Source organism: Halovenus marina, from assembly GCF_051414115.1.
In the GTDB taxonomy this organism is placed as follows: domain Archaea; phylum Halobacteriota; class Halobacteria; order Halobacteriales; family Haloarculaceae; genus Halovenus; species Halovenus marina.
On sequence record NZ_JBLKNZ010000001.1, the window covers coordinates 647570 to 661199 of the forward strand.

Consider the following 13630-nt stretch of genomic DNA (forward strand, 5'->3'; position numbering starts at 1 on the left):
CTGCCCGAAAACTTACTCCGCCGTCTCGTCCTCGTCTGAGTACTCGTAGGGGTCGCGGTCGCCCTCGACGTCGAGGTATCGCTCGTTCATCTCCCACTCGCCGTCGTCGTTCTGGACCATATACTCGCCGTAGAAGGGAACGCGGTTGTCGACTGTTTCGCGGAAGACCTCACGCATCGATTCTTTGCTCTTGCCGATGGCGCGCAGGTCGTCGTTGCGGTTCAGACACCCCTTCAGGTAGCCGTCGTGGGTCAGCCGAACCCGGTGACAGTTCGCACAGAAGGTCGGATTCTCGACCGGGTCGACGATTTCGACCATCCCCTGTCCGGCAGTGTCGTGCGAGTCGCCTGCACCCGCTGTGCGGACGCCGCCGTCGGAGGCCGCGAGCGATGTCGCGTCGGCGTCGACCGACGGTTCGCTGCTCCCGACCCAGTAGCGACGCCGGTCGTGCATCTCGCGGCGCTCGATGTGGTCGGCGCGGTCCTCCAGCCAGTCGTGAACGCGGTCGATGTCGATCGCCCACTCGGGATGGCCCGCCAGTTCCGGCATGTACTCGATGAGCTGTAACTGCAATCCATCCTTCTCCGCGACGTGGTCGACCATCTCCGGGATGTACCGCGCCGTCGGCTCGAAGACGACCATGTTGAGTTTCACCGGCGCGAGTCCGGCATCCAGTGCGGCCTCGACGCCCTCCATGACCTTGTCGTACGCGCCGCTTTTCGTGAGTTCCGCGAAGGCCTCCGGGTCCATCGCGTCCTGCGAGACGTTGACGCGGTCGAGTCCTGCGTCGACGAGGTCGGTCGCTCGTCCCGGCAGAAATGTCCCGTTCGTCGTCATCGAGACTTCCATCTCGTCGGGTGCGCGGCGGACTATCTCTTCGAGATCCTGTCTGAGCATCGGTTCGCCACCGGTGAACTTCACGGAGTCGATATCGAACTCGCGGGCGACCTCGAGAAATCTGACGACGCGGTCGGTCGAGAGTTCGCTGTCCTGTGGCTCCATCGGGCCGCGGGTGTCGCCTAAGCCCTCGTTGTGGCAGTACACACAGTCGAAGTTACACCTGTCTGTCAGCGAGACGCGGACGCCCGAGACATCGCGACCGAACTCGTCTTCCAGCATTTGACTTGGTAGATACTCGCACTCGATGCAGTTAAACCGTCGGGCATCGCCCTCGGACAACCCGGTGTGGCCTCTCTCGTTCGAGACCCTCGTGTCGGTGCGCCGACTACCGCGTCGTCACTTCACACCCGTCCTCGGTCACGATGACGGTGTGTTCTTTCTGGCTCACGAGACAGCCATCCTCCTCTTTGAGGACGGGATAGCCGTGAACGATGTCGCGCTGTTTGAGGCGACGCAGCGCCATCTCTGGGCGGTCCGTCTCCAGCCAGCGCGTCGCGAAGGGGAGCGTCCGGAACTCCTCGGTGATCTGTTCGAGCGCCTCGCGGGCCTGCCGGTTGCGGATCGACCCCTTCGATTCGAGGGCGAAAATCTCCTCGGTACTGCCCTCCTTGACCTTCCCGCCCCCGTCGGTCGCGAAGGGTTCGATCGCAACCACGTCGCCCACGTCGAGTTCGACGCCCTGGTTGACTTTCCGGTTGGGGATGTTCGGGGTGGTGTGTTGCTCCCAGTGGCCGAGGCCGTGCCCGGTGAGGTTCACGACGGGATTGTAGCCGTAGCCCTCGATGACACGCTCGATGACCGCGCCGATGTGGCCGGTCTCGACGCCCGGTTCGACCGTATCGACGGCGGCTTTGAGCGCCTCCGCAGAGGCATCGACCAGATCGGGGTTGCCAGACAGATCGACCGTCACTGCCGTGTCTGCGAGCCAGCCGTCGATGTGGACGCCGATGTCGACGTTAATCATCTCCTCGCCGAAGGTGGTGTCGTCGTCGATAGAGGGCGTCGCGTGGGCGGCTTCCTCGTCGATGGAGATGTTCACCGGGAAGGCTGGTTTGCCCCCGAGTTCGCGGATGCGCTGTTCGGCCCACTCCGCGAGTTCGAGGTGGCTTCCGCCGACTTCGATCCGCTCGACGGTCTCCTCGCGTACTGTGGCGAGTATCTCGCCTGCCTCCCTGTGTTTCTGGTACTGCTCGCTGTCGAGATCGACGCCAGTTGCCATACCCGGATATTGGCACACGCGGGCAAAGGAGTACCGTTCGACGTTTGCAGCTATCACTGCTCATCCGAATCGTGGGCGGTCTGCATGTGGGCGTTCGTCGCGGTCCCAATCTGTCCCGTCCGGTCGATGGCGATTGCGCCCGCGTGTTCGCCCGTCTCGGACGCAAAGCCCCGAAGCACCCGGCCCGTGGCCGTCTGCGGGTCGTCGCCCCCTTCGACTGCGTCGGCAACCCGGCGGGCAAGCCCGAAGCGAGCGATGGCCTCCCCAGCGCCGGTCGTGCTCACAGCGACCGAATCAGTCGCGTAAAAGCCCGCGCCGACCTGCGGGACGTCACCGACGCGTCCGGCGAGTGCGTACCAGCGCCCGCCCGTCGAGGTTGCGGCCACGACTCGCTCGCCGTCGGTCGTGACTGCGCCGACAGTGTCGCTGCCGCCGAAGCGCTCGCGAACCCACTGGAGGTGCGCTCGGGGCGTCCCCTCCGGCGGACTCGTCTCCGCCCACCGCTTTCGCGTCTGCGGCGTCGTGAGGTCACAGCCAGTTTCGATCCCGAAGTCGTCTGCCAGTTCGACGGCGTGTTCACCGGCTATCAGCACGTGCGGAGTCTCGGTTGCAACGACCCGTGCAACCTCGATTGCGTGCTCGACGCCCGCCATCGAACACGCCGCACCGGCGGTGTCTTCTGTCATGAGTCCGGCGTCAGTCCGGGCATGTCCGTCGCTCTGGAGCGCGCTTCCGCGTCCCGCGTTGAACTGTGGTGCTGCTTCGAGCGTCCGTACTGTGGCCACGGCTGCCTTCACCGGATCGGTTTCGGCAACCCCGTCGGCAACGGCGTCGTCGAGACGCTTCTGACAAACGTCGGGTTCGTCGGGCTTGCTTCCGGCACCGCCGTGTACCAGCACGTCCATACCGGCGGCTTGGCCTGCTCGACAATAAAGACCGAGTTCGGCGCGTGTGACCGCTGTCAGAACAGTCTGCAGTGGGCCGGGTACGTCAGGCGTTGTTCATTCGAAGCTTCGTCGTCGTATTGCACACCAGGCACTCGCTGACTCGGTAGGGTTCCCGGGAGAACTCGGCGTTTTCGCGCTTGCGGCTCTCTGTGAGTATCTCGACGGAGACGTCGTGTGGTGTCTGCTGACCGCACTCGTCACATTCCTCGGTCAGATCTGCGCTATCCTCGGTCGTAGCCATTCTGCTTCCCACAACGAGAGTGGTGGCTATAAAAAAGGGCCACTGTTGGAACCGTTTATCGCACGACAGCAGCCGAATTTCTGCTCCGACGGCTGCAGCGAATTCAATACTGTTTATCAGCCGCTCTGGAACAATTTTTCGTATTGATACTGATAAACGGCCGAAATATTTATATACTCCATTTCGACTCCCTGGGAACCCGATTCGACAGGGGATTTTACTGTCGGGTTGCAAACGGGATGTATGGACCAGTTATTCGCGCCGTGGCGGATCGAGTGGGTCGAGCGCGCTGACCGGAATCAGGACATCGATGGCTGTGTCTTCTGTGAACTTCCAGCGATGGAGACAGACCGCGAGAACTCCCTCGTCGCCAGAAGTGACCACGCCTACGTCCTGCTGAACAACTACCCGTACAACCCGGGACACGCGATGGTCATCCCCCGCGAACACACCGGCGAGTACGGCGCGCTCGATGCTGAGTCGCTGCTCGCGAAGGAACGACTCGTCCAGCGAACTATCGCGGCGATGGACGAGGCTCTCGACCCCGACGGCTACAACGTCGGCTACAATCTCGGCGGGAGCGCGGCGGGAGGGTCGATCAGCGACCACCTCCACGCCCACGTCATCCCTCGGTGGAGCGGCGACACGAACTTCATGCCCGTTATCTCTGATACGACCGTCATCGTCGAGGCCGTCACAGAGACGTACGACCGACTCCACGAGGCTTTCGCAGCGCAGGACGGCGCACACGCCGAGCGCGACGACCGCGCCGTCGCTCTTGACTTCGAGTGATCTATCGCGTCTGACTGACGGTATAGTCTGTGTCGGTCGATCGGTCGGTTACCACGGTTCGTCTTTTAATCCAAGCGCGTACGCGATCGCATTCGTCGCGATGTGCAAAATCGGCGTCACCAGCAGGACGACAGCGAGCACGGGGAGTGTAAACACGTCGGTGAACCACGCGAAGTCAGCGAGTGCAGCGAGCGCTAGTGCGCCGACGACGAAGTCGAGTTGGTCGATGCCGGGGAAGGGAGCCCCGCGCGCACGCCCGGTCCGCCGTTTCAGAAACGAGGCCCCGATATCGCCGACCATCGCGCCGAGCGGGAGCGCGAGAATCACGGCCGGTGGGAAGGTTGGAAGCGAGACCGCGAGCAGGTCGGCTGCCTGGGTTTCGAGGCGGTTGAGCGCGAGTGCGAGCGCGATGCCAGCTAGCCAGCCTGCTGCAGTCCCGCGCCAGGTCTTGCCGTCGCCGAGGAGTCGGCGGCCACCGAGTCGTCTGCCGCCGTCGATGGGTCGACCGCCACCCGCGAGCACCGCCGCGTTGTTCGGTACGTAGGCGGGCAACATCGACCAGATGGCCGTCACGAGAGCGACGTACACGTCCATGTCCGGGTCGTCGGGCGGCGGCGTGTTACCCGTTTCGGGATGACACCGGTTCTCTCCCCCGGAGAGAAAACGGCATTCCTTTACCTCCCGGGTGTCCAAGTCGGGGTATATGCAATTCGACAACGTCGACGTTCCCGAGCAGGGAGAGCCGATCGAAGTCGTCGATGAGGAAAACGACGAACTCGACATTCCGGAGACGCCGATCATCCCGATCATTCACGGGGATGGGATCGGGAAAGACGTCGGCCCGGCCGCACAGAAGGTTCTGGAGGCCGCCGCCAACGCGACGGGGCGTGACATCGCCTGGATGCGCGTCTACGCTGGCGAGAGCGCTCACGAACGCTACGGGGAGGACATCCACCTGCCGGACGATACGGTCAACGCGATCGACAAGTTCCGCGTCGCGATCAAGGGTCCGTTGACGACGCCCGTCGGCGCTGGCTTCCGCTCGCTGAACGTCGCTCTGCGACAGACGCTCGATTTCTACGCGAACGTCCGACCGACCTACTACCTCGATGGCGTCCCCTCACCGATGAAAGCGCCCGAGGAGATGGACATGGTCACCTTCCGGGAGAACACCGAGGACGTCTACGCTGGCATCGAGTGGGAGGAGGGGACCGAGGAAGTCGAGCAGGTTCGTGACTTCGTCGAAGACGAGATGGGCTTCGACGAGACGATGCACGACGGCCCAATCGGCATCGGCATCAAGCCGATCACCGAGTTCGGCTCGAAGCGTCTGGTCCGCAAGGCAATCGACTACGCCCTCGAACACGACCGCGACAAGGTTACGCTGGTCCACAAGGGCAACATCATGAAGTTCACCGAGGGGCAGTTCTCCGAGTGGGGGATGGAGGTCGCAGACGAGGAGTACCCCGACGACGAAGTCTTCGCCGCGCCCGACTCCCTGTGGGAGACCCAGGACGAAATCGACATCCCGGAGGACGCCGTCATGGTCGAGGAGCGCCTCGCAGACGCGATGCTCCAGTGGATGCAACTGCGCACCGACGAGTTCGACATCATGGCGATGCCGAACCTCAACGGCGACTATCTCTCGGACGCCGCCGGTGCCCAGATCGGCGGACTCGGCATCGCGCCCGGCGCGAACTTCGGTGACGCTCGCGTGCTCGCTGAACCCGTCCACGGTAGCGCCCCGAAACGCGCCGGACAGAACATGGCCAACCCGACCGCGATGATCCTCTCCGGCCGACTCATGTTCGATTACATGGGCTGGAAGGACGCCGCAGACCTCGTGGGCGAGGCCGTCGAGGAGACTATCTCCTCGGGGAAGGTCACCTACGACCTGGAACGCCAACTCGAAGACGCAGAGAAGCTCGGCACCGACGAATACACCGAGGAGATCATCGCCAACATCGAGAAGCTCTCCTGAGGGGCTTCCAGCGGGTGATTTTTGCGCCACTGATCTCACTTTTCAGCACCGTGCGACTCAGCGACTGCAACGCGATCAGAGAACGTACAGCACGGCCGCGACGACGCCAGCGAGGCTGAGTCCGATGCCGAATACGCGAGTCAGCAGCACCTGCCAGTCGGCCGGTTCGACTCTCCCCGCCGGTTTCCGACCGATAGCATCGAGGATTTCGCTCCATCTTGCCATTCTGTACGGCCAGATCGCGAGCAGCGGGCCGAAAAGAACCCCCACGACGGCGATGGCAAAGAGCTGTGCCTGTGACATATTTGTACTTCTTACGGGCTCGATATTAAGTCCTGTCGAGCGGCTCATACTGCTGGCTGTCCAATCTCGAATTTCCTACTGGCTGAACCGCTCGTCTGTGAACTCCTCGACAGTGACTGGGTTCTCGGAGAGGTCGAGTTCCTCACAGAATGCGACCAGATCACGATACATCTCCGTATCCTGCGAGAGGTCGGGTGTGAAAAACTCGACGGTCGTCTCGGCTATCTTGTCGAGCAGGTCCGGATGATCCTCCCGGACCTCCGGGAACCGCTCGAAGAACAGTTCGACAGCGCGCTCGGGGTCCTCGACAGTATCTTCGACGCCGCGACGTGTGGCATCGATAAAGTGCTGTACCTGATCGGCGTGTTCGTCGATTTTCTCGTCGGAGGCGGTGAGAATGAGTTGATTGAAGTCGGGGACGCCGTAGTCGGCCAGTTCCCAGAGGTCGGCGTCGAAGCCCCTGTGACGACTCTCGACGATTTCGAAGTTGTAGAAGGCGAGAAAGGCGACGTCTGCGTCGCCGTCGATCAGCGCGTCGGTGTGATAGAATCCCCGGTCGACCGGTTCGATGTCCTCGGCCGTCAGGTCGCCGCCTGCGTGCTGGGCCATGTGTGCGACCATCTTCCGCCCGCCGGGTCCGGGCGCGCCCGGGTAGTTGAGCCTGACGCCGGGTTCCAGGTCTGCCGGTGTGTCCCACCCTCGCTCGGTCGGGTACTGAATGCCGCCCCGCGTGTGAAGGAACTTCGCGATGCCCGTGACCGGGATCCCCTCCGAGCGCTCCGGCACGAGATGGATCGGTTCGGTGATGGCGAAGTCGAGTTCCCCATCTGCGAGCATTTCGAGCGTGTCGTAGTGCTCCGGTGGCTCCCACAGGTCCAGTTGTAGCCCCTCCTGCTCGTAGTAGCCGCGTTCGTCCGCGACGACAAAGGGGATGTGGTCGGGATTCAGGAACCATTCGAGACCGAGTGTGACTTCAGTCATACGAGACTGAACGGTCCCGACCGCAATATACTCTTGTGGTACAACCGGGAGATCACACTGACAGCGTGTGACAAGACGACAACGATCGGAACCGCTATCCACGGTACGGATCGGTGCTTCTATACTTCGAGCGGGCTGGATCGCTACCATGTCGCAGTCGAGCCCTCACGGATCTGACCACGATGGGCCAGCGATCGAAGCGGCAGGACTCACGAAGCGGTTCGGTGAGACCCTCGCTGTTGATTCGCTGGATCTCGCCATCTCACAGGGGACGGTGTACGGTTTTCTCGGGCCGAATGGGGCGGGCAAGACCACGACCATCGAGATGCTCACGACGCTGACCCCGAAGACGTCGGGCGAAGCGCGGGTGATGGGCGTTTCAATCGACGACCGCGACCGGGTGAAGCCATACATCGGTTATCTCCCCCACGAATCGCCGGTCTACGAGTCCTTCACCGCCCGCGAGCAACTCGCCTACGCCGCGGACATCCGCGGACTCGACGCCGACCGAACGGACGAACGCATCGACGACTTGCTCGAACGAATCGGCCTGCTCGGCGACGCGAACGACCGGATCGGCACCTACTCGCAGGGGATGCGCCGGAAGGTTGGCCTGCTGCAGGCGCTCTTGCACGACCCCGACGTGGCCTTTCTCGACGAACCGACGAGCGGCCTCGACCCGCGGGCCTCCCGTACCGTGATCGACCTCATCGGCGAGCAGGTCGAGAGCGGGACGACGGTATTTCTCTCCTCACACATCCTTCCGGTCGTCGAGGAACTCGCAGACACCGTGGGTGTCCTCTACGAGGGGCGGCTGGTCGCCGAGGACAGTCCGGAGCAACTCGCTCACCACGAGGACGAGTCGGGGACGCTCGAAGAGGCGTTCCTGCGAGTGACGACCGACCGTGAGACGGTGACCGATGCGTAGGGTCTGGTCAGATATCCGGATCGGCGTTCGCATCGCCCGCGCAGAGCTACACGACCTGATCCGGCGAAATGCGAGCACGCGGCGGGAGAAGGCGCTCATCGTGCTGGTGGCGCTGTTTTTCCTGCCGATGCTCGTCTCGGTCGTACAGGGCGGGTACAACCTCGGCGTCGCGACTCGGGACGGCGTCGACGCGCCGGTCGTCGCGGCGATGCGCAATCTCCTTATTCCCGGGCTGCTCGTGTTCGCTGTTCTCGGCGGGCTTGGTGCGGCACAGTCGATCGCTCGTGATTCGGTGCGCCCGCTTCTGTTGACGAGTGCCCCCACGCGGGCCATCGTTCTCGGGAAGGTGCTGTACCTGCTCGTGACGTGGCTGGTCATGCCCACGTTTCTCCTGCTCGGAGCCATCAGCTACGCTGCCGGTGCGCGGACGCCCCTCTTCGTTGGCGCGCTCGTCGGCGCGATGCTCCCCGTGCTCTTGTTGATGATGCTCTGTGGTCTCTCACTCGCGTATCTGCTCTGGATCGGCATCGAGCGACTCGGTCTGCCAGATTACGCTCGCCGACTCGTGACGGCTGGCATCTCGATTGTCGTGTTCGTGGTCGCGCTCGCGATCGGGTTTTTCGCCGGGCAGTTCAGTGCTGAGTCACCGACCGATGCCCTCCCGACCGGCGACCCGCTCACGCCGCTTGGCTACTACGCCGACCTGTTTTTCCTCGGGTCGCCAGCCGCCGAACCGCTCACGTGGCAAACCCTGTTTGCCGCGGGCGTCGTACTCACCGCCATCCCGCTTTCCTTCCGGTTGCTAGTTCGACTCGCCCCGCGGTACTGGTACGCCGTGCCGACGGTCGATGCTGACGAAACTGAGCACCACTCCGACTCCACTCAGCCAGTCACGTTCGACCGAACCCCGAGTGAGACCATCGGTCGGACGCCGACCGGTGACGTTCTCGCCAGTGCGGTCGCTCGCGTACGGACGCTCCGGACGACGCTTCTCCAGCTTAGAAACGGCTACCGCCGCCCCGACCAGTTCGTCTACCTGTTTTACTATCTGTTCCCCGTCGCTGTCGGATTGCTGCCGATCATCGCGGAGACGCCCGGCAACGCGCCCGGAGCGGTCGGCGGTGCCTTCCTCCTGCTCGGCGTCTGGTTCGCTGGCGGTGTGTTCTGTCTGAACCCGCTCGGTGTCGAGGGGTCGATGCTCTCACAGCTCGTTCTCGCGGAGACGCCAGCCACGACGTTCGTCCACGGGCGACTCCTCGCAGGGCTGGTCGTCGGTCTCCCGTTCGCGCTTCTCGGCGCGGCACTGCTCGTCGTTCAGGTGACGGTCGGACCGGCCACCGTCGCGCTTGGATTCGTGCTCGCCGGTACCGTCGTACTCGTGAGTGCGGCGCTCGCACTCGGGATTGGCTCAGTGCTGCCGAAGTTCGAGACGGTGGAGGTGTTCGACAGCGTCGAGACACTCGCTCCCTCGATCATCGCTGCGATCATCCACGGCGTGGTGACGCTCGTGCTGACCGCTGGCGCGGTCGTTCTCACGCTACTCGTCACACTCCCCGAAAGCGATCTGTCGGTCACACAGCGCCTGCTCGCACTCGCCGGGTTCGGCCTCTTCGCGGTCGTGGTCGGGGACGGGTCACGTCGGTATGCCATCGCTCGCTTCAGCGACTACGGCCGAACGCGGGCGCAGACGGACATCCCCTTTCGCGTGTACTTCGCGTTCGGACTTGCTGTCCTCGCGCTCGTCCTCGGTCAGTTCGTCGCGGTCGCAGTCGTGCTCGTGTTCGGCATCGACGTGACCAACAGCCTCACTCTCCCAGTCCTCTTTGTCGTCGAGTATCTCGCCTACGCGCTGGTCGCGCTCGGATTCGTGTACGTCACCCACCGTGGCTGGTCGTATCTCGATATCGACCGCCCGACACTGCAGGACCTGGCTTTCGTCGGCGGTGGCGTCGTCGCCTCGCTTGCGCTGTACGGCGTCGTCCTCACGGCGGTGTCGGGTCTGGGACTGCCCGCGGCCGACCACTCGCTGTTCGACGCCGGGGAGATCCAGCCCGAACTGTTGCTCGTACTGGCGGCACTGATGGTGACTGTCAACGGGCCGGTCGAGGAACTGCTCTTCCGGAACGGCATCCAGAAGTACCTCGACGAGCGGTTGCCGACGGCGGCCGCCATCGTCACGGCGAGTGCAATCTTCGCGGTCGTTCACCTGCCGGTGTATCTCACTGCCGGGGTCGGAGCCGCCGTCGTCACCCTCTCGGTGATCTTCTGCATCTCGCTGGTGTGGGGGTGGATCTACGCCCGAACGGAGCGTCTGCTCGTCGTCGGTGCTATCCACGGCATCTACAACGCAGTGCTGGTGCTCGGACTCTATGTCTCGGTCACGTAGCCTCGTCCGTGGTGTCGCCGTCCGCTTGTTCGACTGACTCCACTGTGATGGTCGGCTGTGAGCGCAGCACCTCGGCGTTTTCGGGGTCGACGTCCTGTCGACCGACCATCGTCCGGAGCGTTTCCTCCGGTGCGACGATGCCCTCGTAGACGAGTCGGCCGTCCTGGAGTTCCCACTCGGACCCGTCCCCAGGGAGGAACCCGAGGTCGTCCTCCGTGAGGTCCGCTGCGGGTTCGCTGAGCGTGACCCGCGCGGGTTCGTCGCGGACCGACTCCACCTCGTAGGCGACGATTGGGGCCTCCATCGTCGCGGAGTCGACGTACTTCGTGACGATCAGGTCCTCCGTTGCGGTCCGGTTCACGTCCTCAGCCCGCGAGATGACGTCCCTGAGCACGACGTCCCAGACGGGGACTTTCATGTCGTCGACGTCCGGCGCGTCGACTTCGTCGGGGTCGAAGGTGGGGAGCAGTCCGAGGCGCTTTGCCCCGTAGAGTATGCCGAGCAGCGTGGCGACACCACCCGCGACCGCGAACGGAAACAGGAGAAAGCCGAGGCCTGAGCCGTCCTCCTCCGGCGTCGGGGTCGGTTCCCCTACCGGTCCACCGGAGTCGGGAGTCTTTTCCCCGTCACTAAGCGCGTACAGATACTGGTCGAGACTGCCGATGTACACCGTATCCTCCGTCACGGCGGGCGAAGACCGGATACGGCGGTCGGTCTCGACGGTGAATGCCGGGTCGCCCGAGACTGAGTGAAGCCCGTAGATGAACCCGTTCTCGCCGCCGAAAAACAGCATCTCGTCGGTGAGCGCGGGCGAGGAGGAGATGGCCTGTCCGGTGTCGAACGACCAGACCTCGTCGCCACTCTCGCGTCCGACCGCGTAGAGACTCCCGTCACGGCTCGGGACGTACACGCGGCCGCTGCCGACGGCAGGCGATGCGGTGACGGGTCGCCCGGTCTCGAACGTGAACAGTTCGTCGCCGGTTTCGGCGTCCAGTGCGTAGAGATTGTTGTCGTTGCTCCCGACGTAGACGTCACCTTCGTAGACCGTCGGCTCGGACCTGACCAGGTCGCCGGTCTGGACCGACCACAGTTCGCTCCCGTCGGACCGGTCGAGTGCGTAGATGTGCTGGTCGTCGCTGCCGACGTAGACCCGGTCCTCGGTGACCGCTGGCGTGGATGCAATTTCTGCACCGGCGTCGAACGTCCACGCTGTCTCTTCGCCATCCGCCGCATCGACCGCATACAGTGTCCCGTCCTGACTGCCGATATAGACCACCCCATCGAGAACCGTCGGGGAGCCGGTGATCGAGTCGCCTGTACCAAACCGCCATCGAAGGTCGCCCTCCGCCGCGTCGAGCGCGTACAGCCGACCGTCTTCGCTTCCGATGTAGACTGTTCCGTCGACGACTGCCGGGGAAGATGTCACTCGCCCCTCGGTCTCGTATCGCCACAACCGCTCGCCGCTCTCCGTATCGAGCGCGTAGACGTGCTGGTCCCAGCTCCCGACGTACGCTGTCCCGTCGACGACCGCTGGCGACGAGGAGATCCGTGCTCCGGTCTCGAAATCCCAGCGGACGCCGACATCAGCCGCACTCGGCCCCACGATGTCGGGGCTGCGACCGGTGTTTGCGGCATCGCCAGCGAACGTGGGCCACGAACTCGCGGTTGCCGTCCCGAGGGCACTTCCGGGGACGGCGGCGAGTGCCGCCGCGCCGCCAGCAGCCAGTAGCTCACGACGGGTGAGATGCGAACGCATTACCTCCCTCTTGCGTGTCCGCGTATAAAACAGCGTCACGTTCGAACGCCGGTGTCACACAGCCGAGAGAACGCGGATCACCGACTCGCAGCGTCACTCTGCCCAGTCGGGATCAGTTCGCGGTGGGCTGAACACGTCCACCCCGTCGACCGGTTCGTCGGTCCGATTTTCTGCCGCGTGTGGTTCCTCTGATTCGAGGACGTACGATTCGCCCGACTGAATGACCTGCTCGTTCCCCTCACACAGGAAAGTCAACGTTCCCCGAGCGACAAAACCGGTCTGCTCGTGTTCGTGGCTGTGTTCCGGAACTTTCGCGCCGGGTTCGATGTGAAAGTGCTGGACGTTCATCCGATCGCCTGCAGCAAGTTGAGTGAGATGGACGCCCTCGACGACTTCGACGGTTTCGCCATCCGCTGGTGCCATCGTCTGCATACACACAGCCACGGCGACTAGATTGGTAAAGCTCCCGGTGGGGTGGTTTTGGATGTCTCTCGGCCGGGGATTCATATGCGCCGCCGCGAAGGATCGGGTATGTACGCGGTCGTCGGTTGCGGGGAGTGTCAGGCGCTGTGGATCGTCGAGGGACGCGCTGAGACAAGCCAGTGTCCTCGCTGTGGGACGACCCGCCCCTTCGAGAAGCGCAAGCAGTTCGTCACCACCGACGACGAGGACCACGCTCGCGAAGTGCGCGCGTCGATGCTCGCGAGCAGACAGGGACAGGACGACGCCTTCGCCCGACTGGACTCGTTTGCCGAACTGGAGGAACAGCTCGACGAGGTGGGTATCGACGACGAGACGTATCTCGACGGCTCCGGGATCGACACCGAGGAAGTCGCGGCCGCGGCCGACCGGACCGACTCAGCGGGGTCGAGTCAGAGTCGCGACGAGATCGTTCGCGAGGCACTCTCCGAACTTGACGACCCCGACGAGGCAGGCATCGTCGAGTACGCGAGCGAGCGTGGTGTCCCGCCGGAGTACACCGAGCGAGCGCTCGAAACGCTGGTTCGAGCGGGAGAGGTCACCGAGAGTCGTGGCACGTATCGGCTGCTGTGAGATGTGATGTCATCGTATAGTTTTCACCTAATTCTTTGGCCTTCTGAATCGCTCAGTACAGGAGAGGAAGTGACCGGTGAGGTTTACTGTCTATCAGGAATGTATCAGACGTGCTGTGCAAGATACAGAGAATCCATGAAGCA

General features: G+C 63.6%; 14 protein-coding genes. 5 read left to right on the plus strand and 9 right to left on the minus strand.

Features of this window, described 5'->3' with window-relative positions:
• Positions 1-12 precede the first annotated feature (12 nt).
• The 4 genes from moaA to ACMGFL_RS03330 all read right to left on the minus strand — a co-directional run bounded on the left by moaA (position 13) and on the right by ACMGFL_RS03330 (position 3307).
• A complete protein-coding gene (gene moaA / locus ACMGFL_RS03315) occupies positions 13-1119 on the minus strand; it encodes a GTP 3',8-cyclase MoaA (protein WP_436934113.1) in 1107 nt (368 codons plus the stop codon).
• Between the two features lie 106 nt (positions 1120-1225).
• The gene (gene map, locus ACMGFL_RS03320; RefSeq protein WP_436934114.1) at positions 1226-2119 is read right to left on the minus strand and encodes a type II methionyl aminopeptidase; all 894 of its coding nucleotides are present in this window, start codon (positions 2117-2119) and stop codon (positions 1226-1228) included.
• A gap of 53 nt (positions 2120-2172) precedes the next feature.
• Positions 2173-3024, minus strand: coding sequence for an isoaspartyl peptidase/L-asparaginase (locus tag ACMGFL_RS03325; protein WP_436934115.1), 852 nt, complete (start codon positions 3022-3024; stop codon positions 2173-2175).
• 85 nt (positions 3025-3109) lie between these two features.
• Entirely contained in the window at positions 3110-3307 is a 198-nt protein-coding gene (locus tag ACMGFL_RS03330) for a DUF7835 family putative zinc beta-ribbon protein (protein WP_436934116.1), read from the minus strand.
• A gap of 243 nt (positions 3308-3550) precedes the next feature.
• On the opposite strand from ACMGFL_RS03330, the gene ACMGFL_RS03335 reads away from it, so the two are divergent.
• Positions 3551-4099 (plus strand): HIT family protein, encoded by a 549-nt coding sequence (locus tag ACMGFL_RS03335; protein ID WP_436934117.1) that lies wholly within the window; start codon positions 3551-3553, stop codon positions 4097-4099.
• A gap of 48 nt (positions 4100-4147) precedes the next feature.
• On the opposite strand, the gene ACMGFL_RS03340 is transcribed toward ACMGFL_RS03335, so the two are convergent.
• Positions 4148-4693, minus strand: coding sequence for a CDP-2,3-bis-(O-geranylgeranyl)-sn-glycerol synthase (locus tag ACMGFL_RS03340; protein ID WP_436934118.1), 546 nt, complete (start codon positions 4691-4693; stop codon positions 4148-4150).
• Between the two features lie 109 nt (positions 4694-4802).
• On the opposite strand from ACMGFL_RS03340, the gene icd reads away from it, so the two are divergent.
• Positions 4803-6080, plus strand: coding sequence for an NADP-dependent isocitrate dehydrogenase (gene icd / locus ACMGFL_RS03345; RefSeq protein WP_436934119.1), 1278 nt, complete (start codon positions 4803-4805; stop codon positions 6078-6080).
• A 75-nt stretch (positions 6081-6155) separates the two neighbouring features.
• Here icd and ACMGFL_RS03350 read toward each other — a convergent pair whose 3' ends face one another.
• Together ACMGFL_RS03350 and ACMGFL_RS03355 are read right to left on the minus strand one after the other, a co-directional pair.
• Positions 6156-6383 (minus strand): DUF6199 family natural product biosynthesis protein, encoded by a 228-nt coding sequence (locus ACMGFL_RS03350; RefSeq protein WP_436934120.1) that lies wholly within the window; start codon positions 6381-6383, stop codon positions 6156-6158.
• A 75-nt stretch (positions 6384-6458) separates the two neighbouring features.
• Positions 6459-7364 carry an ABC transporter substrate-binding protein gene (locus tag ACMGFL_RS03355; protein WP_436934121.1) on the minus strand — a complete coding sequence of 302 codons (906 nt, stop codon included), beginning with the start codon at positions 7362-7364 and terminating at the stop codon, positions 6459-6461.
• A 148-nt stretch (positions 7365-7512) separates the two neighbouring features.
• Here ACMGFL_RS03355 and ACMGFL_RS03360 point away from each other — a divergent pair, with 148 nt between their 5' ends.
• Positions 7513-8292 (plus strand): ABC transporter ATP-binding protein, encoded by a 780-nt coding sequence (locus ACMGFL_RS03360; protein WP_436934122.1) that lies wholly within the window; start codon positions 7513-7515, stop codon positions 8290-8292.
• Entirely contained in the window at positions 8285-10678 is a 2394-nt protein-coding gene (locus tag ACMGFL_RS03365) for a CPBP family glutamic-type intramembrane protease (protein WP_436934123.1), read from the plus strand. Before ACMGFL_RS03360 ends, ACMGFL_RS03365 begins: the two co-directional genes overlap by 8 nt.
• Here ACMGFL_RS03365 and ACMGFL_RS03370 read toward each other — a convergent pair.
• Entirely contained in the window at positions 10671-12434 is a 1764-nt protein-coding gene (locus ACMGFL_RS03370) for a beta-alanine-activating enzyme beta-propeller domain-containing protein (RefSeq protein ID WP_436934124.1), read from the minus strand. The genes ACMGFL_RS03365 and ACMGFL_RS03370 overlap by 8 nt on opposite strands.
• A gap of 93 nt (positions 12435-12527) precedes the next feature.
• Complete coding sequence (locus ACMGFL_RS03375) at positions 12528-12866, minus strand: cupin domain-containing protein (protein WP_436934125.1); 339 nt, start codon at positions 12864-12866, stop codon at positions 12528-12530.
• A 99-nt stretch (positions 12867-12965) separates the two neighbouring features.
• Here ACMGFL_RS03375 and ACMGFL_RS03380 point away from each other — a divergent pair, with 99 nt between their 5' ends.
• Entirely contained in the window at positions 12966-13487 is a 522-nt protein-coding gene (locus ACMGFL_RS03380) for a DUF5817 domain-containing protein (protein WP_436934126.1), read from the plus strand.
• Positions 13488-13630 lie beyond the last annotated feature (143 nt).

Coding starts and splice junctions, on each gene's coding strand:
- moaA (WP_436934113.1), bottom strand. CDS start 1,119: ATGCTGGAAGACGAGTTCGGTCGCGATGTCTCGGGCGTCCGCGTCTCG.
- map (WP_436934114.1), bottom strand. CDS start 2,119: ATGGCAACTGGCGTCGATCTCGACAGCGAGCAGTACCAGAAACACAGG.
- ACMGFL_RS03325 (WP_436934115.1), bottom strand. CDS start 3,024: ATGGACGTGCTGGTACACGGCGGTGCCGGAAGCAAGCCCGACGAACCC.
- ACMGFL_RS03330 (WP_436934116.1), bottom strand. CDS start 3,307: ATGGCTACGACCGAGGATAGCGCAGATCTGACCGAGGAATGTGACGAG.
- ACMGFL_RS03335 (WP_436934117.1), top strand. CDS start 3,551: ATGGACCAGTTATTCGCGCCGTGGCGGATCGAGTGGGTCGAGCGCGCT.
- ACMGFL_RS03340 (WP_436934118.1), bottom strand. CDS start 4,693: ATGGACGTGTACGTCGCTCTCGTGACGGCCATCTGGTCGATGTTGCCC.
- icd (WP_436934119.1), top strand. CDS start 4,803: ATGCAATTCGACAACGTCGACGTTCCCGAGCAGGGAGAGCCGATCGAA.
- ACMGFL_RS03350 (WP_436934120.1), bottom strand. CDS start 6,383: ATGTCACAGGCACAGCTCTTTGCCATCGCCGTCGTGGGGGTTCTTTTC.
- ACMGFL_RS03355 (WP_436934121.1), bottom strand. CDS start 7,364: ATGACTGAAGTCACACTCGGTCTCGAATGGTTCCTGAATCCCGACCAC.
- ACMGFL_RS03360 (WP_436934122.1), top strand. CDS start 7,513: ATGTCGCAGTCGAGCCCTCACGGATCTGACCACGATGGGCCAGCGATC.
- ACMGFL_RS03365 (WP_436934123.1), top strand. CDS start 8,285: ATGCGTAGGGTCTGGTCAGATATCCGGATCGGCGTTCGCATCGCCCGC.
- ACMGFL_RS03370 (WP_436934124.1), bottom strand. CDS start 12,434: ATGCGTTCGCATCTCACCCGTCGTGAGCTACTGGCTGCTGGCGGCGCG.
- ACMGFL_RS03375 (WP_436934125.1), bottom strand. CDS start 12,866: ATGCAGACGATGGCACCAGCGGATGGCGAAACCGTCGAAGTCGTCGAG.
- ACMGFL_RS03380 (WP_436934126.1), top strand. CDS start 12,966: ATGTACGCGGTCGTCGGTTGCGGGGAGTGTCAGGCGCTGTGGATCGTC.